The organism is Mycoplasma sp. 2261 (assembly GCF_053851575.1).
In genome coordinates this window covers 1-20881 of record NZ_JBSQAX010000004.1, presented here as the reverse complement: position 1 = coordinate 20881, position 20881 = coordinate 1, and the positions used below count along the sequence as shown (strand labels likewise).

Annotated in this window: 13 protein-coding genes and 2 rRNA genes; 5 read left to right on the top strand and 10 right to left on the bottom strand. The window is 28.0% G+C overall.

Annotation, left to right across the window (positions count from 1 at the left end; translation table 4 throughout):
- The first annotated feature begins 75 nt into the window (after nt 1–75).
- Complete coding sequence (locus ACWXVM_RS01170; RefSeq protein WP_455993898.1) at nt 76–1923, top strand: ribonuclease J; 1848 nt, start codon at nt 76–78, stop codon at nt 1921–1923.
- Between the two features lie 6 nt (nt 1924–1929).
- Here the strand turns inward: ACWXVM_RS01170 and recO are convergent, their stop codons facing one another.
- The 6 genes from recO to ACWXVM_RS01140 form a co-directional block, all read right to left on the bottom strand.
- Entirely contained in the window at nt 1930–2595 is a 666-nt protein-coding gene (gene recO / locus ACWXVM_RS01165; RefSeq protein ID WP_455993896.1) for a DNA repair protein RecO, read from the bottom strand.
- A gap of 42 nt (nt 2596–2637) precedes the next feature.
- Nucleotides 2638–2741, bottom strand: a 5S ribosomal RNA gene (gene rrf / locus ACWXVM_RS01160).
- A gap of 625 nt (nt 2742–3366) precedes the next feature.
- Nucleotides 3367–5880, bottom strand: coding sequence for a hypothetical protein (locus ACWXVM_RS01155; protein ID WP_455993894.1), 2514 nt, complete (start codon nt 5878–5880; stop codon nt 3367–3369).
- Nucleotides 5881–6272: 392 nt separating this feature from the next.
- Nucleotides 6273–6376, bottom strand: a 5S ribosomal RNA gene (gene rrf, locus ACWXVM_RS01150).
- Nucleotides 6377–6689: 313 nt separating this feature from the next.
- Complete coding sequence (locus ACWXVM_RS01145; protein ID WP_455993892.1) at nt 6690–9416, bottom strand: DUF885 family protein; 2727 nt, start codon at nt 9414–9416, stop codon at nt 6690–6692.
- Nucleotides 9417–9637: 221 nt separating this feature from the next.
- Nucleotides 9638–12388 carry a DUF885 family protein gene (locus tag ACWXVM_RS01140; RefSeq protein WP_455993890.1) on the bottom strand — a complete coding sequence of 917 codons (2751 nt, stop codon included), beginning with the start codon at nt 12386–12388 and terminating at the stop codon, nt 9638–9640.
- 301 nt (nt 12389–12689) lie between these two features.
- On the opposite strand from ACWXVM_RS01140, the gene gpmI reads away from it, so the two are divergent.
- A complete protein-coding gene (gene gpmI, locus ACWXVM_RS01135) occupies nt 12690–14204 on the top strand; it encodes a 2,3-bisphosphoglycerate-independent phosphoglycerate mutase (protein ID WP_444704986.1) in 1515 nt (504 codons plus the stop codon).
- A gap of 525 nt (nt 14205–14729) precedes the next feature.
- Here gpmI and ACWXVM_RS01130 read toward each other — a convergent pair.
- Nucleotides 14730–15236, bottom strand: a complete 507-nt coding sequence (locus tag ACWXVM_RS01130) for a hypothetical protein (protein WP_455993888.1) — start codon at nt 15234–15236, stop codon at nt 14730–14732.
- 680 nt (nt 15237–15916) lie between these two features.
- Here ACWXVM_RS01130 and ACWXVM_RS01125 point away from each other — a divergent pair.
- The gene (locus tag ACWXVM_RS01125) at nt 15917–17611 is read left to right on the top strand and encodes a DUF262 domain-containing protein (protein WP_455993886.1); all 1695 of its coding nucleotides are present in this window, start codon (nt 15917–15919) and stop codon (nt 17609–17611) included.
- A gap of 81 nt (nt 17612–17692) precedes the next feature.
- Complete coding sequence (locus tag ACWXVM_RS01120; protein WP_455993884.1) at nt 17693–18286, top strand: hypothetical protein; 594 nt, start codon at nt 17693–17695, stop codon at nt 18284–18286.
- A 272-nt stretch (nt 18287–18558) separates the two neighbouring features.
- On the opposite strand, the gene ACWXVM_RS01115 is transcribed toward ACWXVM_RS01120, so the two are convergent.
- From ACWXVM_RS01115 to ACWXVM_RS01105, 3 genes are all read right to left on the bottom strand, one after another.
- On the bottom strand, nt 18559–18744 hold the full coding sequence (locus ACWXVM_RS01115) for a hypothetical protein (RefSeq protein ID WP_455993882.1): 186 nt from the start codon (nt 18742–18744) through the stop codon (nt 18559–18561).
- A gap of 40 nt (nt 18745–18784) precedes the next feature.
- On the bottom strand, nt 18785–19156 hold the full coding sequence (locus ACWXVM_RS01110) for a hypothetical protein (protein WP_455993880.1): 372 nt from the start codon (nt 19154–19156) through the stop codon (nt 18785–18787).
- Nucleotides 19157–19323: 167 nt separating this feature from the next.
- Nucleotides 19324–19707, bottom strand: a complete 384-nt coding sequence (locus ACWXVM_RS01105; RefSeq protein WP_455993878.1) for a hypothetical protein — start codon at nt 19705–19707, stop codon at nt 19324–19326.
- A 162-nt stretch (nt 19708–19869) separates the two neighbouring features.
- Between ACWXVM_RS01105 and ACWXVM_RS01100 the strand changes: the two genes are divergently transcribed.
- Nucleotides 19870–20691 carry a hypothetical protein gene (locus ACWXVM_RS01100; RefSeq protein WP_455993876.1) on the top strand — a complete coding sequence of 274 codons (822 nt, stop codon included), beginning with the start codon at nt 19870–19872 and terminating at the stop codon, nt 20689–20691.
- The last annotated feature ends 190 nt before the right edge of the window (nt 20692–20881 follow it).

Below are 20881 nucleotides of genomic sequence, written 5' to 3'. Positions count from 1 at the left end.
AATTATATAAAGTATTATTTAATAATTCCTTTTTTTATAAAGTACACAAGATAATTTCATCTGGAGGGTTAAAATATGAAACCAACAAAAATATTTGGTTTAGGCGGAATGCAAGAAATTGGAAAAAGCACACTAATAATTGAATATGACCAACATATTTTTATTATTGATACCGGAATTAAGTTTTGCGATAGTTTTGTTACCGGGATTAACGGTTCAATTCCAGATTTTACTTATTTAGCTGAAAACCAGGATAGAATTGAAGGGCTTTTCATAACACACGGGCATGAAGACCATATCGGTGGTGTTCCATATTTAGTTCAACAAGTAAATGTAAAAAGAATTTATGCCCCAAGAATTGCTATTCAATATCTAAAACTTAAGTTTTCTGATATGAAAATTAAGGTAAATATCCAGTTTATTGAAATAAACCGAGATCTTGTGGTTGATTTTGGTGATTGTAGTGTTGATTGATGAACTGCTCAACATTCAATTCCTGACGCATTTGGTGTTAGAATCAAAACTCCAAATGGATCATTAATGATGACTGGTGATTTTAGATTCGATTATCGACCTATTGGCAATTTAACCGATTTCTCAAAACTAAAAAAGATTGGCGAAGAAGGGCTAGATGTCTTATTTTCGGATTCAACTAACGCCATGCGCCCTAACCATTCTCCATCAGAAAGCGATATATTAAAAGACATAAAAAAATATATGTTAGAAGCTGAAAAGAAAATCATCATTACGGCATTTGCATCAAATCTTACAAGAATAAAAGCAATCATTGAGCTTGGTGCTTCATTAGGCAAAAAAGTTATTGCTTTTGGTAGATCAATGATCGATAACATTGATATCGGTAGAAGATTAGGTTATATAAATGCGCCTGATGAAGTCTTTATAGATAAAAAAAGTCTTTCAAAATATAATGACAATGAATTACTAATTTTGACAACCGGTTCCCAAGGTGAAGAAATGGCGGGACTAGCCAAGATGTCATATGATAAACACCCAAATATATCAATCAAACCTAAGGACACAATAATTTTTTCATCTAGTCCAATACCAGGAAATAGATCTAAATGTGAGTTATTAGTTAATAGATTATATAAACTAGGAGCAATTATAAGAGAAAATGGTGTTGATGGCTACTTACACACTTCAGGGCATGCCTACCGTGATGAACATCGAAAGATATTTGAATTAACAAAACCAAAATATTTCATGCCATATCATGGTGAATTTAGAATGAGTGTGGTTCATGGCTATACAGCAATTGAATCAGGAATCAAACCAAATAACATTATTATTGCTAAGTTGGGGGACGTTTATTATTTACAAAACCATATGATTTCTTTATCAAATGAAAAAGTATATTTTGGTCCTGTATTTATAGATGGAAACATTCTATCAAAAACAAATTCACAAATCATGAAAGAAAGAATGGAATTGGGACAAAATGGTTTTGTCCATGTAATAATGGCTATTAATAAAGAAAAAAATATAATTCTTGGAAAGCCAAGAATCGTATCAAGAGGAGCATTTTTTGTTAAAAACTCATTGCAATTAGTAGAAGACGCAAAAAGACTTGTACACGGGGCGGTTTTATACACAATTAAAAACGAAAAAGATTGAACGATACCTAGAATTAAACAATTAATTATCGATAGACTTGACCCTTTCTTTTATAAAAGTAAAAGAAGAAATGTTGTTATTATTCCTACTATTCTTCTTGTTGATCAAGTTGAAATTAATAAACAAAAGATGCAGAAAGAAAATAATACTAAAAAATCAAATCAAGTTGAAACTGAAAATAAAAATTCAAAACCAAAAAAAATAATAAGAAAAAACTCAGCAAATAAAAAAAATAAACAAATTAAAAAAGAAAAACCTAAAAAAGTTGAAAAAACCCTTGAAGAATAGGGGTTTTTATATCATCGTTTTCATAAAAAAAATAACCATATTTATTATTTGTATAACATCAATTTCATCAATATTACTCTTAAAATATTCAAAATCAGCTTCAATCCAATACAAACCTCTTAATAAATTTATATCCTTACTTTTTTGTGAGTGGTCTCGGCATAAAAAACCTCCCTTATAAAATTCAAAATCTACAATATGTTCTTTATCTCCACACTCTACACATGAGCTTAAATTTTGCCTATAACCAAACATATCTAAAAAAGCTAATAAGATATAAATAAAACTATGGTTTGGTTTTTTTTCAACATTTTCTAAAAAAACCCTATATCTAGCATATAAAAAATTATTGTTTTGCTTACCTGCTCGCTTTAAAAAGTAATGAACTTTATTAAATATATCTTGCAAGGTTTCTTGCAATGGAAAAAACGAAACTAGTGTTGCTCTTTTTAGTCTAGGCATGTTACCAATAAATTTCGATCTTATTAATTCAAAATTTGACAATCCTAATAATAATAAATTTCTTCTATTTTTGGATTCGACATTTTGTATTCCTTTGGCAAAAAAATAACAAACACCCGATTGTGTCAAAGCTTGGATGATAGCATCGTTATCACCATGATTTATTATTTCTAGAACTATTCCCTCGGTCTCGAATTCTCTATTAACCATATAATATAATTTTACTTTCTATTTTTTAAAAAAATAAAATAAAAAAAGCAACGACCTATCTTCCCTTATGGTATTTTCGGCACGGAAGGTCTTAACTGCTGAGTTCGGAATGGAATCAGGTGGGCCCCTTCGTTATGGTTGCTGTAAATATAATTATATATTAAAAAAATTTTTTTATAATATTTTTTAATATTTTTTTAAAATTGTTATTTTTATATCGATAAACTTGCTTTTTGAATTAGAAATTGCAAAACAAGTTTGCACATTATTTTATAATAAAAATTAATTTTAATGTAAAATAAAATTCATTATATCTAGATATGCTTTTTACTTATAAAGGTTTATTACCGCAAAAAAGTAACTTAATTTATATTCCCAATCAATATATCAAATCATCTTGCATAATTTTTAAAGCATAAGGGTTTGAATACAAAATATTTCTATTTTTCTGCTATTGTTTTAACAAGATAGTCAATAAAGAATATTAAAAAATATATCTATAATATTTTTAATTGTATTTCATAAATAACCAAATATCTTATTTATGAAAATCCGCAAGTTTCTTGTTCTAACTATGTTTCATTATTTTAACAATTAGCTTAATTAATATTATTCTAGTTTTTTAAAGCTTTGCATAATATCGTAACTTTATCTAATTATTCAAAACTCTTCTCTACTTGCTAAAAACAAAATAATATTAAAAACCAGCCGTATAGCTAGTTTTATCTTTTTATTTAAGTATGCTTGCTATATTTTAATATATATTAAAAATTACATTTTTTTATTCTTTCTATGGCGTTTAACCATATATCAAGTGCCAACGCTTGCGCCTGCCAACGTTGGTATTACCACAAGTGGGGTTGCAATTGCAGCTACATTAACCTTAGATTTACTATCTTTTTTAGAAATATCAGGTTTTTTAGGAATACTAGGATTTTTCTCTTCTTCTTTTGGTTGATTCATTTTAGAATTATCTTTTTTTGGATCATCCTTCTTGTTGTTTTCTTGCTCAAGAATGGCCTTTTGAATTTGTAATTTTATGCTTCTTAATTCTTTTACATTTTTAGCTTTTTTAGCTAATTTTTCTAGCTCTTTCTTCTTTACATTTGAGTCACTTAATTTGTCTAATTCTTTATTAATTGTTTCAAACTCTTTGCTAAATTCTTTATTAGCTCTTTCAATGATATTACTTAATTTTCCAGGATCATCAAGGCCTTCTTTTAATTCTTTATCAAATTGAGATTTTATATCAGAACCTTCTAACTTATTAACAGCATCCACAGCATCTTTTTTTATCTTAGCATTATCCTGCGACTTTTTTTCTTGGGTTATTTCTTTTAATAAAAGCTTTAGTGCCCCAATGTTTTTTGCGCTGTCAATTCTTGCTTGGTAATCCTTTTTATCCAATAATTTATTATATATATCTAATACTTTTTGCTTTTCAGCATTATAAATGGCTTCTGCTTTCTCAGCAACACTAAGAAGTTTGGCCATATCGCCTATAGCATTAGCGAGCATTTTTTTAAATTCATCATATTGACTAGAACCTTCAAGTTGGTCAACTGCTTTTTGTGCTCTTTTAGTTAAATTAACTAAATCTTGTTCTTGCTTTTCGACCAATAAAATCTTTTGCAATTTGTCTAACTTTTCTATATTGTTAGCATTATTAAATTTTTCAACAAAATCTTTTTTATCATCAAGGCTTTCTAAAATCTTGTTAACTTCTGTTTTTTTAGTAGTATATTCAAGATTTGCTTCTTTTATTAATTCTAAAAGTTTATCTATTTCCTCTTGTGATGTTTCTAATCTCATTTGATATTCATCATGCTTTGATGAACCAACTGTTTTATCAACTGCCTCTTTAGCATTTTTTCTTGCGTTTAGCAAATCCTCGTTTGCCCTAATTTCCTTAGCTTCCTCTGCAATTTTTTTCAATTCTGCAATATTGTTTGATTTTTCTATTTTTTCAATATTTTCTCTTCTGGCTTTTTCATCAAGAATAGAATTTACTATTTTAGTAGCATTTTCTTTTTCATTAATAAATTCATTATTGGCTTCTTCAAAAATAACAGTCAATTGTTCCAAAGTTAAATTTTGATTTGATAAACGCTTTTCAAAATCGTCATGCATATCTGAACCAATAGTTTTTTTTACAACTGCTTCTGTGTCTTTTCTAAACTCACTAATTTGCTGTTTAACAATCTCGCCATATACTTTTTGTAAAACTTTAACGTTTCATGCATTATCTATTTGCCCGCGAAATCTCATTTTTTCTTTTAGTTTTTGGAATGATTCTTCTGCTTTACTTTTTAATGTATCATACACTTTTTCAGCATCATCTCTAAGTTTAATTAATTCTTCCATTGGGGTATTTTTTGTAACATTTAATGCTCGCTGTTTAATATCTTTTTCATATTCATCTGAGCCTTTTGCTCTAACGGCAGCTGTTAACGCTTCAAGTCTAATCTTGTCATTAATTAATTCCTTATCCACTTCTTTTGAAAGCTTATTAGCTATACTTTCTCCAGCGATGTTTCTTATTTCGGTAATAATTGGAATAATTTTTTTCAAGGTATTGACATACTGCTGAGAAGATGGATTTGTTCCTTCTTCCACTTTTAATAATTTGTCTATTTGCTCTTCAAGTTTTTTATTATGTTTATGTTTATTCAACAACTCGAATGCTTCAAATTCAAGAGCAACAACTCTAACAAAATAAACATCATCATATTTAGGGTCTATTTCATCAAAAATAGATAATAATTTTGGCTCATTCCTTGCCGCCTCATCACTATTAATATTTTTATTTTTTATTTGTTTGTTTAAAAATTCCTCATAATCAAATGATATCTGTTTAAATAATGGAATAAATATTTTTCAATAAAACGCTAAATATGCAGGGTGATATTGTGATGTTTCATTCTTAAGTTCATTATCTGGAACGAGATTTAATTCATCATTATATTTCTTATATGGTAATTCATCAATTTCATCAGAATCATTAATTTTGAGCAATTTCTTCAAAACTTTATAGGCATGCAACAAGTTATATTGTGTTTTTAAAGTCATTGCAGAATAAAAAATATTTAAATCGGCCAAATTCTCGATTTCATCAGATGTTGGCTTATGAATTATTGAATCATCAAGAATATCAGTGGTCCTATCTTTTGCTTCTAAAATCTCTTGTTTATTTTGAACGTCCTCACTCTGGCGACTAATTACGGCAGGGGTTGTTGGAATTAAAACGCTCGAAAACACATTCAACAATAAATTAAATAACCTCATAAAAACACCTCATTTATTTTATGTTTAAATTTATTTAAAAATAACTAATTCCAAAATTTGAAAATATTAACTTTTTTATAAAAAAATTTATTATTTTAAGAATTAAAATTAGTCTCGAATTAAATTAAAATTTACATGTTAACTGATTGATTTGTATTGCAAATATTCAAATCTATCTTATTTTAAGGACTTTTTTATTACATTAAAATGTGGAAATAACATTTTATATAATCAATCATTAACTATATTATATAGTAAATAGAATGAAATTACCAAAGTAATTAGTTATAACTTTTTTATATTTTTTTTAAAACATGAAGATTATTATTTCATAAATTTATAAATATCAGTTTTTAGTTACCTACAATGCTTAAAGTAAAAAAGCAAATAAAAAAAAGCAACGACCTATCTTCCCTTATGGTATTTTCGGCACGGAAGGTCTTAACTGCTGAGTTCGGAATGGAATCAGGTGGTCCCCTTCGTTATGGTTGCTATGGATATAATTATATACTAATTTTTTTTATATTCATTTTTTTTAAAAAAATATCCATTATGTAAATTCTCAATCATTTTATACTATATTGCAATTCTCAAATCTCTTACTCAAAAAGTAAGTAGGAGATAAATTTACACAAAATTTACTACATCACCAGTTTTTCCTGATTACTGGTTTAATTTTTAAGTCTTAAAAATAAATTTGATATCATAGGTTTAATAAACATTTTTAAACTATAAAAGTGTTGCGATTTGATTGAGAATTAATAAGAAAAAACCAGCCAAAAAGGCTAGTTTTAATTTTGCAGATAAAATTATAAATTGTAATGTAATTCGACAATTTCTTTCAAGGTTTCAAGAGGTAATGCACCGGTCTCTAATAATAAATTCAAAAATTCCTTAATGTTTTCCTTATTTGATACAAATTCTTCCCTTGAAAGGCCTTTTGACTTACGAACTCTGTCATATAGTTTCAACATTGCTTCTTTACCTGAATTATACGATGTTGCTTGTCCGGGTAGATTTAAATAACGTTTTGATTCTGATGTAATATCACCAATTCCTAATGCTGAGTTAGCATGTAGGAATTTTCTTATGTCATTAATTGAAGCGCCAGCTGGTAAATCATCAGTACCTTTAATATCTCCATGATATGCAGTATCAACAGCACGTCTCATGTTACGCAATTGAGCTTCATTTAAAGCGCCAAAATATTGCAACATATTAGCTAATTCAACGGCTTTCAAAGTATGCAATTTATCATCATCAATTTTGTTTTTTGAAACAACTAAATTTCAATACACGCCACCATGTAGTTCCTTCATTCCTTTAATTTCTTCGTTAGTTACATATTGTGGTCTTGTCGCTTTAACAAAACTTGTAATTCCTTTTGCTGATTTGAAGCTAACAGGTAGAGCGTAATAATCTTCATTTTCAAAGTCAGGCGTTCCATATAAACCTGCCTCGATTCCAAATCATTCCATAAATAAAGCTCAACCTTCCTTGTATGAAGTATAGTTAAAAATGTCTCCTATCGTTAGCCCATCAACAGTTTTTAGAAATTTTTGCGCATAGTATATTTGATTGTGATGTCCCATAACGCTTTCGTGATTAGCAAATGAAGTTACTGACCATTTTGGCAAGCCAAAATAAGGGTCCGCATTAAATGTAAATGCACCAAATCCGTCTTTTTCAACCTTAGCTCTTCCGTTATATGCACCGACACCTGAACTTAAACGAGTTGAATATTCATATGTAGTAATTCCATATCTCGGCACTTGTTTAGGGAAATAAGAATATCCTTCGTTAATAGTGGTGTCTCTAAATTGATTATAACCTTTAAAAGCTTCTAAAGCTCCGTAATAAAACTGGTCATTTGTAATTGAACCATATTTAGAATTTTGACCTTTTAAGAATTCATAACCTAAATTCTTTAAATTTTTAATAGCATCTTGTAATTTTGGGTCTTTTTCTAATTCATTCTTCTTTTCTTGCGTGTAATATGAGGAATTTTCGCGACCAAAAAAGAACTGTTCTTGGTTTAATCATTTATAAAACTCGGGCAAATTAATATTTCCATTTGCATCTCTTATTTCAAGTACAACATCCTTAACCTCTTGTGGGCCAACACCATCAGAATCATACTTAATAGTTGGGGTTCATGGCTCGTTCTCATTTCCGGTAATTAATCTGGCGACTGCTTTTGCAGTTAATTCCATGTTCTTAACAGCCGTCTTTGTTGTTTCATAACCCGAATTAAATACGTCCTGTGCAGAATCATTTGAAGTTGTAGCAAATTTTAAAATACCATCATATATCTTTTTACCAGTTGTATTTTTCTCATCACCAGGAATACTTGATAAACCAACATTTTTAGCATCAAGATCTTTTTCAGTTAAACCAAGCCCGTAAATTGAAACAACTTTTTTACTTGAATTATCAAAAATTTCAATAGTATTTTCTAATTCGTTAACTACATTTGATTTAAACACCTTAAGCTCTTCTAAATTTTCGCCTAAGCCAGTAGTTGATGCTTTGTAATATTCAGTTGCATAAAATTTATGGAATGCCTTAGTTTTTTCATCAAGAGTTTTATTAGAATCAATTATCTCAATAACAGATTTTGATTCTTGTGTTCCTTTTGCAAATTCTAGCAATTCTTTTGAATAATGTCTTGATAAAATGATATTAACATTGTTTTTAATAACAACTTTTGATAAAACAATATTAGCTTGCATTCCTTCGTTTAAGTTTCTTTGCATCTTTTCGGCTCTATCGCCAGTTATTCTTAAAATAGTTTTATAAAATGAATTAACTGGGTAAGCTGATGTTGGTCCACCTTCATAAAATGCACCTGCTAGTCGCCCTTGTGAAGCATAGACGGTTTGTGCGATTTCCCAATCATATTTCAATCCACTTGCTCAGGCTGTTGTAGTTACATTGAGATTATTAGAGTTAATTTTTGAAAATGAATCAATTCATTTTTGATAGTATTTAACAATCTTATCAACATCTTCTTTTTCAGGATAGAATATATCAATATTTGCCGCCAAATCATCTAATTCTCTCTGAAACTTATCATATGAAAGAACAATATATCTAGCTGTATGTTTGTAATTATTATCATAATACTTAGCATCACCATGTTGGGCGATTTTAGCTAAATAAGGCAATATTGCATTATCAATGTTTACTTTGTATTCTAACTCAAGATTTCTAATTTCGCTAGCAAGGGTTTTGATTTCTTTAGCAATTTTTGTGGCTTGTTCACCCTTTTTATCATCCAATTCATTATACTTTGTGTTTAAATCTTTTAGTTTGGTATTCTTTTCCTCAATATTATTTTTTGTATCAACATTTGCCTCAACTGCCTTTGCCTCAGCATTTGTTAATTCGCTTTCTAGTTTCTTGTTTTCATTAATTGTTTTTCTAAATAAAGCATTTTGAGCAGCAAAAGGGATTACAGTAAAAATCACAGGAGCTGCAACTAAGGTACCAACAACCGAAGTTATTATTAATGCTTTTTTGTTTTTTTGAGTCATATATATTATTTAAAATCCTTTTATTATATGTCTAATTTAAAAATATAAATCCAATGTTTAGTAGTTCCTGCCAAAAATTGCAGGTACCTTAATTTTAAATGAAAAAGCATAAAAATATTTATCTTTGATACTATACAGAGTTTTAGTTTCATTACAAGAAAGGAAAATTAAAAACATCTAGACTAGCTAGATGTTTTTTAAAAAAAGAATAATTAAATCTCTTATAGTTTGTAATGTAATTCTACAATTTCCTTTAAAGTTTCAAGAGGCAATCCACCTGTTTCTAACATTAGATTTAATAGTTCTTTAATGTTTGCCTTATCTTCGACAGTAACAAAATCTTTTCTTGAAAGTCCCTTTGATTGACGTACTCTATCATATAGCTTCAACATAGCTTCTTTACCAGCATTATATGATGTTGCTTGTCCGGGTAGGTTTAGATAACGTTTTGATTCTGATGTAATATCACCAATTCCTAATGCTGAGTTAGCATGTAGGAAGTTTCTAACATCTTGAATTGATGCACCGGCAGGTAAATCTTCTTTTCCTTCAATTCTTCCATGGTATGCAGGATCAACAGCACGTCTCATGTTACGTAATTGAGCTTCATTTAAAGCACCAAAATATTGCAACATATTAGCTAATTCAACAGCTCTTAGAGTGTGTTCTTCATCGCTTGAGTTATTTTTGCCTTCTGATGCAACTAAACTTCAATATACACCACCATGTAATTCCTTCATTCCTTTAATTTCTGCAGCAGTTACAGCTGATTCATCTTGCGATATTGCTGAAGAAACAAAGCTTGTAATTCCATTTGAATGTTTAAAACTTACTGGGAAAGCGTAATAGTCTTCGCTGTCAAAGTCAGGAGTTCCGTATAGTCCTGATTCAATTCCGAATCATTCCATAAATAAAGCTCAACCTTCTGCATATGAAGTGTAATCAAAGATATTTCCAACAGTTAATCCATCAATAGTTTTTAAAAACTTTTTAGCGTAATAGATTTGGTTGTGGTGTCCCATAACACTTTCGTGGTTAGCAAAAGAAGTTACTGATCATTTTGGTAAGCTGTAGTATGGATCAACATTAAATGTAAATGCACCAAATCCATCTTTTTCAACTTGTGCATTACCATTATATGCACCAACACCCTCTTCGGCACGTCTTCTATATTCATATGAAGTGATTCCATATCTTGGAACACTCTTAGGGAAATATGAATATCCATGATCAATTGTAGTATCTCTAAATTCATGGTAACCCTTGAATGCTTCTAGTGCTCCATAGTAGAATTGTTCATTTGTAATTGAACCATATTTGGTGTTATTTGTCTTTAAGAACTCATATCCTAATCTTTTTAGATTTTGTCTTGCATCCTCTAATTTAGGATCTTTTGCTAAATCTTGTTTTTTAGCTTCTGTGTAATATGAAGCATCTTCACGACCAAAGAAGAATTGTTCTTGGTTTAATCACTTGTAGAAATCAGAAATATTGATTTCACCATTAGCATCTCTAATGTTTAATTTAACTTCTTCAACTGGATTTGGTCCAAGACCATCAGCATCATACTTAATTGTTGGAGCTCATACACCTTTGTCTTTTCCAGTAATTAATTTAGCAACTGCAGCGGCTGTCAATTTCATATTTTTAGCAGCTGTTGTCGTTGTTTCATAACCTGAATTAAACACATCTTGGGCTGTATCATCTGTAGTAGTAGAGAATTTTAAGATACCACTATAAACCTTATCTCCATTTGTTACACCTGGTTTCCCTACGATAGAATTTAAACCAACATTCTTAGCATTTAGGTCTTTTTCAGTTAAACCAACACCATAAACTGTTTTAACATCATTGCCAACAAATACTTCAACGTGATTTTCTTTTTCACCGATTTTATTTGTTTTATATAGTTTTAATTCAGCTAGATTTTCACCCAAACCTGATTTAGAAGCCTTGTAATATTCATCAGCATAGAATTTGTGGAATTCCACTAATCTTGGGCTTGATTTAGCTAATTCTGTATTTTGTGCAATAAGGTCAGTAACTTTTATTTCATTAGCAGATCCATCTAAAAATTCTTTCAATTGACCTTGGTAAAAATTAGATAAAATTGATCTTACATTATTTTTGATAACCACTTTTGATAAAACAACATCAGATTCAATTCCTTCTTTAAGATTCTTTTGAACCTTTGGAGCTCTCTCTTCATCAATTGAACTAATTGTGTCATAAAAAGCATTGATAGGATATGCTGAAGATAGACCTCATTCTAATCAAACACCAAGTAAACGGCTTTCTGATGCATAAACTGTTTTAGCTATTTCTCATTCATATTTTAATCCGCTTACTCATGCTGTTGAGGCAGTATTTAGGTTTCTTGAATTAATTTTCGAAAATGTATTAATTCAATCTTGATAGAACTTAATAATTTCTTGAGCATTTTCCTTGCTTGGATAATTTATATCTAAATCATCTCTAGAAGCAAGTTTTGCTAAATCTCTTTGAAATTTTTTGTATGACAATACTACATATTCGGCTGTATTTTTTAAGGTACCTTCATAGTATCTCAAATCACCTTCTTCAGCAATTTTTGCTAATATAGGTAAAATTTTAGATTCAATATTTTCTTGATATTGATCGTCAAGTTGAGCACGTTCTGCTTCAGCATTTCTAATTTCTTGTTCTAATTTTGCTTTAGTTGCTTCATCAGCATTTTGGCTTTTTTGTGTTAAGTCTGCAATTTGAGCATCCTTAGCATCGATTTTAGCTTTTAAAGCCTTATTTGCTTCATCTTCAACAGCTGCTTTCTTAGCTTCTACATATTCTTTCTCATATCTTTGATTCTTTTGAGTTTCTCTTTTAAATCATGAAATTTGAGCGCCATATGGAATTATTGTAACTACTGTAGGTACTAAAACAATACCGCCTACAATACCACTAATAATTAGGGCTTTTTTTGTTTTTGGAGTCATATATATACTTATCCTTAATTTAGTTTATTAATTTATCATTTAATAAAATTTTTTACCTTTTGATAAAAGTTTAAAAAATAAAGATTTGTGTGTCCACAATAGATACACATTTTTTATTATATTACATTTGCCTTTAGTTTACATAATTAGAGGAAAAAATGGACCAAAAAAAGTCAAATCTCAATCTTTTTAAGATATTTTATAATTTAACACCTCAATCAATCGAAATGATTTAGCATCATTTGTTTTATTATAAAATTTATATAAGTAAAAATATATTTTTTTATTATAGAGGTAATGTATGGAAAATCAAAAAAAAGTAATATTAACAGTAATTGATGGTTTGGGCCTTAGAAATGAAAGACAAGGAAATGCTTTTGCACAGGCTTATCATCCAATATTTGATTATTTGTTTGCAATGTGTCCTAATTCTGTTTTGCAAGCATCCGGAGAATATGTAGGCCTTCCGAAGGGTCAAATTGGGAATTCAGAAGTCGGCCATCTAAACATCGGGGCAGGAAGAATTGTATATACTGGTTTATCATTGATTAATAGAGCAATAGAGACTGGTGATTTTAAAAAAAACGAAGTAATAAATAAATTAATTGATAATTCAATAGCAAACAATACCACTTTGCATTTAATGGGCTTGCTAAGTAATGGCGGTGTACATTCATTAGATAACCATTTATTTGAAATTATAAAACTTGCCAACCACAAGGGACTTAAAAAAGTTTCAATTCATATTTTTGGTGATGGTCGAGATGTCAAGCCACAATCAATTAATGATTCATTGATAATACTTAAAAAATTATCGGAAGATTTCAATTATCCGATTTCAAGCATTTCAGGGCGCTTTTATGCTATGGACCGTGACCAAATATTCGAAAGAAATGAATTGGCACTTGAAGCGATTCTTGGTAAATCGCCCATCAAGTATAAAGATATTAATAAGTATATAAACGAACAATATAATCAAGGAATTTATGACGAGTTTTTCTACCCTGCACAAAACCAAAATGGCTTATTTTTAAAAGAAAATGATAATGTTTTTTTCTTTAATTTTCGACCAGATCGTGCTAGACAACTTAGTCATCTAATTTTAGATAGCAAACTATATGAATATAAACCTAAAAACAAAACAAAACCAAATCTCTTTGCTTCTTTAATGAAATACGAGGGTATTAATTCCTTAGTCGCATTTAAAGAAATGCAAGTAGATAACCCGCTTGGAGAAGTGTTAGCCACCAATAATCTAAAACAATTAAGATTAGCAGAGACTCAAAAATATGCGCATGTGACCTTCTTTATGGATGGTGGAAAAGAAGTTATTTATAAAAATGAAGATAGAATTTTAGTAAATAGTATCAAAGCTGCAAGCTTTGCTGATTATCCTCATATGTCAGCTAAAGAAATAACTGACGAATTGCTTGAAAAAATTAATGATTATGACTTTGTTATCATGAATTATGCTAATCCAGATATGGTGGGTCATACTGGAAATTTACAAGCAACAATAAAAGCAATTGAGTTTCTAGATGAACAATTTGAACGAATTCTTAAATTCGTGATAGCTAATCGTGATAAAGTAACATGATTCATAACTGCCGATCATGGAAATGCCGAAATAACTGAGGATGAAAATAATAAACCTGCAACAAAACATACAACAAGTCCGGTTTTATTTGTTTCAACTGATAAAAATATTGAATTAAAAAATGGGGCGCTTTGTGATGTTGCACCCACAATTCTTGAATATTTAAATATTCAGAAACCAAAGGAAATGACAGGTCAATCATTGCTAAAGAAGTTCTAATTAAATTTATAAAAGTAATATAAGTGTTAATTCTTAATCAAATTGCAACATTTTTATAGTTAAAAATCCTTATTAAACTTATGATATCAAATTTATTTTTTAAGACCTAAAAATTTAAAACAGTAATCAGGAAAATTAGCAAAGTGTGACACTTTGCTATTATTTTTTTGTCAATCTATATATTTTGAAAAAAATTAAATAGTAATATATTTTTAAATTTTAGTTGAGTAACTATTTTTAAATTAACCTTACGGCCCTTATTTTTTAAATTTATTTTTTAAGCTTTATTCATATTTGGATTGGTTAATTGTACTTTTAAACATCGATTTTAAATGGTTCATTTCTTCTTTTAAACCTGATGTATTTAATTTAAATTTTTCTAAATTTCTAATCAAGTAATTAAACTTGTTCGTAAATGTTGAAACGACCGACTTATGCGCTACGACTATCAAACTCAATTTGCAAGCCAAATCGTCTCAAACGTCAAGATTTTTACCTATTAAAAAATCTCTTGTGAGTTAAAAGTTAGATAAATCACTGCTTGCTTTGTAACGGTTTTCTGGAGTTTTGAAAAAAATATTCACCACTTGAGTTCATACGAAATAAAACTCTTATTTTCTTTGAAAAATTAACTCTATTGCCGTTAGTATCAACTGGAGCATAATATTCGTTTAGGTACTTAACTGCACCAAAATGAGTTTTGTTTTTAAAATGATAATCAACATACCAACCAGGATCGCCTTCAGTTATTTTTCTAAAACAGTTTTTATTGCTATTTCTTTTTAATTTTGGAGATATAAAATTAAAGTAATCTATTAATTGGTCTTCAATTTTACTAATTTCTGTTCAATGTTTTATATTCTTTATTTTAAAGCATATGAGATAACTTAATTGAGCAGTTTTAAAAGACCTTTCAACACTGCTATTTATTGCATAATAAAATATTGTTTCTAAAACCGTGTTATTTAAAATATTTTTTAACGTTTCTTTTACCTTCTTTTCTAGCCCTTTTGTGCGAGCGCTCTGTTTCATAACCCCTTTTTTAAGGTGCGTCTGTAAAGCGTTTTTAAAGACATTATTGAACCTTTTGTTCTATAATAAATTGCCATAGTAACATTTCTAGTTCTATCTCTAGGTTGATCAAAAATAAAAGAACTAAAATCTCTAATTTTTTCAATTTCATAATCTACAAGATCATCGCTAAACTTTTGTCTATTTTTATTTCCTTTATTTTTGTTTTAGACATTAAATGTCCCGTCAAAATTTATAGATTTTTAATTTTAGAAACTGTAAAACGGCTAACTTCGTGTTTTATGGCAATTTAGTTTATTTTTATTTTTTTCATTAGTTATATCGATATAAATACCTTTTCTTTTTTTCTCAAAATCTGTTAAATTCCGGATTTCTATTTTTTTATATTTCCCGTTACCTCCTATAGTGATTTTAAACTATAGAATGTTGCAAAATAATTGAGAATTTACATGATCAAAACGCGTTTTCGATATGTCAATATCTAAAGAAATTTATTATAATTATATTACCATGAATAATGCAAAGAGAACTTTAAATGCATTTTCTTTCCCTAAGCCTCTTTTAATAAGATTGAGAGAGAGAGAGAGAGAGAGAGCAGACTCTTAATAAATAATTTAACAATAAATTAACACCTAACTATTAGGTGTATTTTTGCGTATTTTCATGGAGAAGGCAAATATATGACACAAAACAAAATAAATATAGATAGTATAACAATTAGAAATTTATTTCAAAATGCTTCTAAAGAACATAATTTTTTAATACCTGAATATCAAAGACCATATTCATGAGGAGAAGAACAAACCGAAAAATTATTCAGTGATTTATGAGAATTTTACAAAATTATACTTAAAGAGCCAAATTCAAAAGAACAGTATTTTTTAGGTTCAATTGTTTTCTTTGAAAACGAAGATGGAAAATGAGAAATTATCGACGGACAACAACGTATAACGACCATTTTTCTACTTTTAAGAGCAATTCTTAAAAAATGTGAGAACACTAATAGTGAAAATACTAAAAATTTAGCAAAAGAAATTGAAGAATGTATTTGACATATTTCAAATGATTATAAAAAAATAATTGATAGAAATTCAATGTCCATTCAAAATGTTTCAGTAATGCAAAGTAATTTAGAAGATTTTAAGAATATCATCAAAAGTGGTGAATATAACAAAAAAAGTAAAAGTAATTATTCGAAAAACTATGCAAAATTAATAGAGTTGATTGAAGAAAAAGCAAAAAATGAAATTGAGGGGATATTTAACTTTTTTAATACCATATTAGAAAAAACCCTTATCTTAACTGTATCTTCGCAATCTCAACAATCTGCTATGACGGTTTTTGAAACTCTTAATAATAGAGGGGTTCCTCTTTCTGATGCCGATATTTTTAAAGCTAAGATATATAACCTATTAAAAGATAAAAATGAAAAAGATAAATTCATAGAACAATGAAAAGAATTAGAATCTGATTGTGTTTCAATGAATAAGACATTAAATGATATTTTTTCATACTATATGTTCTATTTAAGGGCAGAAGAAGGAGATATCGACAGTACCACCCCAGGAATAAGAAAATACATATTAAAATATCTAGAACAAAATAACATTGATGATATTTTTAACAAAATGATAGAAACTATTAAAAATATTATTTCATTTCTAAAAATGGTGAATAACTTAAATGAAGAAAAAGACTTAAACTCGAAGATTAAACAACAACTAGATATTATTTTTTCTTTCTCTAATGATTTTGGTAAATACCCAGCTTTAATATATTATTTAAAAAATAAAGACAAAATTGATAATGATGATACAAGTGAATATCTTGAGTTATTAATAAAATTAAGAAATAGAATTGTCACAAGATATTTATTAATTCCTTCAATAAACGATATTAAACACGGCATTTTGTTACTAAATAAAAGCATAATAAAAGGCCATGAGTTTGATTTTTCTAAATTAGAAAAAAAAGATTCAGATGATGTGATGGAAAAAATCAAAAGTCCAAATGTAAAAATCATAAGCATGATTATAAAAATGTTTGAATATTCACAAAACGATCAAGAAGAGATGGATATATTGCCAGCCAAATGAGAAATAGAACATATTTTACCTAAATCTCATGCACAATTCGATAAAGAAAATAAAGAATTATATGAACAAATTGGAAACATAATTCCTTTAGACAAAAGGCGTAATATTAGAGCTTCTGATGATTGATTTAAGTCTAAAAAAGAGATATATAAAAAGGCGACAAAATTTAGATCTGCAATACAAATCTCACAACTTGAAAATGATTATTGAACAATAAATGATATCAAGAAAAGAAATGACGAATTAGTTAAAAAATTTAAAGAAATAACAAAGGATTAATATGAATGATGATATTTATAAAAGAACATTACAAAATATAGAAAAATACATTGAAAAATAAACATAATTAATAGGAGAAATATGAATAATAAAATAAAACTTTATTTTGGTTTATCATTACCTTTTGCCATATTAGCATATATATTGTACTTGGTTTCGACTGGATATTATTATGTGGTAAAAGATGTAGATTTTTCTTTTTTATCAATATTGATACCAAAAGTATATCCAGACGGAGCAGGAATAACAATATTACTATTTGCAATTTTGTTTAATATTGGATCATTTATCTTGGCTATTTTATTAACATTAGAATTAAAGAAAATTGATTCGATGAAGATAAAAAACAAATATATTCTCTCAAAAATATTTGTATTCACCACACCTTTTTTATCAATATTATTTCTATTGCTTATAGCTTTCTTTGGTATTTTTGTTTTTGCGATATATTTATCAGCCAAAAATCGCACCAAATTAGCGAAAGAAAAATTAAAACCGTTACAAGAAAAAATTAGATTAATAAAAGATGAATCTTTAAGAAAAAAACTAGAAGCCGATGCAGGAAAATCTTATGGGTCTAATATATTTAATGAAACAAAAATGAAGCAAGAATTAAAAGTTATCGAAAAAATAGTAGATGATGAATTAAGAAGACAAAACAATAATGTTTGATAGTATGGTCAAAAAATTACATTGGTTTAACTGGTGTAATTTTTTCATTAGAGAATTAATAAATTACGAATAATTTAAAACCATAAAGTATCATAATTTTAAGTTCTATAAATTGCTGTTAATTCTTAATCAAATTGCAACATTTTTATAGTTTAAAAATGTTTATTAAACTTATGATATCAAATTTATTTTTTAAGCTTTATTTATATTTGGATTGGTTGGCGAACCATTTTTTTCAAACCCACTTTTGCGGACAATAAAATAAAATTAAAAATCTACTTAAAGTATTCAAATAGGTCATTATCCACTTGTTTAATTGTGTTTTTAAACATTGTTTTTAAGTGACTCGTTTCTTCTTTTGAACCTGATGTATTTAATTTAAATTTTTCTAAATTTCTAATCAAGTAATTAAACTTGTCCGTAAATGTCAAAACTACTGACTTATGCGTTACGACTATCAAACTCAATTTATAAGCCAAATCGTCTCAAATGTCAAGATTTTTACCTAATTAAAATCCTTTGTGAGTTAAAATTAGATAAATCATTGCTTGCTTTGTAACGGTTTTCTGGAGTTTTTAAAAAATATTCACAACTTGAGTTCATACAAAATAAAACTTTTATTTTCTTTGAAAAATTAACTCTATTGCCGTTAGTATCAACTGGGGCATAATATTCGTCTGTGCCTGAATGAGTTTTGTTTTTAAAATGATAATCAACATACCAACCAGGATCGCCTTCAGTTATTTTTCTAAAATAATTTTTATCGCTATTTCTTTTTAATTTCGGAGATATAGAATTAAAGTAATATATTAATTGGTCTTCAATTTTACTAATTTCTGTTCAATGTTTTATATTCTTTATTTTAAGAAGCATATGGGATAATTTAATTGAGCAGTTTTAAAAGGCTTTTCAACACTACTATTTATTGCATAATAAAATATTGTTTCTGGGGGGCGTGTTATTTAAAATATTTTTTAACGTTTCTTTTAGCTTCTTTTCTAGTTGCTTTATGTGAGTGCTCTATTGCATAGTTCCTTTTTTTAAAAAGTGCGTCTGTAAAGGGTTTTTAAAGACATTATTGAACCCTTTGTTCTATAATAAATTGCCATAGTAACATTTCTAGTTCTATCAGTAGGTTGATCAAAAATAAAAGAACTAAAATCTCTGATTTTTTTAATTTTAGAATCCACAAGATCATCACTAAACTTTTGTCTATTTTTATTTCCTTTATTTTTGTGTGAGACATTAAATGTTCCACTAAAATTTATAGATTTTTTAATTTTAGAAACTGTAAAACGGCTAACTTCGTGTTCTATAGCGATTTGGTTTATTTTTATTTTTTCATTAGTCATATCGATATAAATACCTTTTCTTTTTTTCTCAAAATCTGTTAAATTCTGGATTTCTATTTTTTTATATTTCACATTACCTCCTATAATTATTTTAAACTATAGGATGTTGCAAAATAATTGAGAATTGCAATGTAGCAAAATAATTGAGAATCCACATAATTAATGAAAAAAGCGCTATTTTTTTTTTTTTTTTTGGTTATATAATTAAAAAAATACTAAATTGAAAGGAAAAAAATGAAAAAAAGCAATTTACTTTTTTTAGGATTTTTGCCTGTTTTGGCAACACCAGTTATAGCTCTATCATGTTCAAACCCATCTAACCCTGGTCCCAAAAAACCAGAACATATTGAAGAACCAGGCCCCGACAAGCCTGGCGATCAAGGCAACCCTGAAAATAAGCCAAAAGAAAAACAACCCGATAAACATGAGACACCAGATCAAGGAAATAATACTACTACTCCAATAGTGAATCCCCAAAAGCTCGGTGAAGGAAAGAAAGAAGATGATAATATATCAAATGATAAAAATGCCATTATAAAAAAATTTGAAGAGTTACGTACCTATTATTATGAAATGAGACAAGAAAAACTTGAAAAGATTAGATCTTTATATTATTATTGAATAACTAGACCTGAAAGAATATATCTACTAACTAGAGAAAAAGTAATTCAAAATAACTTAGAAATTTCCTTCCTTGATATTTTGGGTCATGAAATTGATGAAAAAATTAATAGCAGATTTTCGAAACTTGAAGAAGAAAAAAATATGCATAAAGATGTTGATGAAGAACTTCTTAAAAAAATAAAAGAACTTATAACGGAATTTTCCAAAGAAAAAGGTGATAAGTTAATTGAAGAATTTTCACAAAAAGCAAGAGCCAAAGCAGAAGAAACATGAACTAAGAACCTTGCAAAGCAGGAAGAATTATATAAAAAACTAACTGAGCTCCTAGAAAAAATAACGGATTCACAGACAAAAGAATATTGAAAGGTAAAAATCAAAGAACTTTATACACAATTGGCACTAACAGATGAATTATTGCAACAATTAAAATAAAATTATTGAATCACAAAAAAAGTAAATTAAATAATAAAAAAGCAGCCTTGTTAATTTTAAAAAAGGTTGCTTTTAAAGTATTTAATAATTACTCATAATGGCTAAATTTCGTTAAATCGCAACAAAAACGAGCCGCCTAACATATATAGTAAAATGTTATAGGTGGTCTTATTATGCATGAAATAGAATT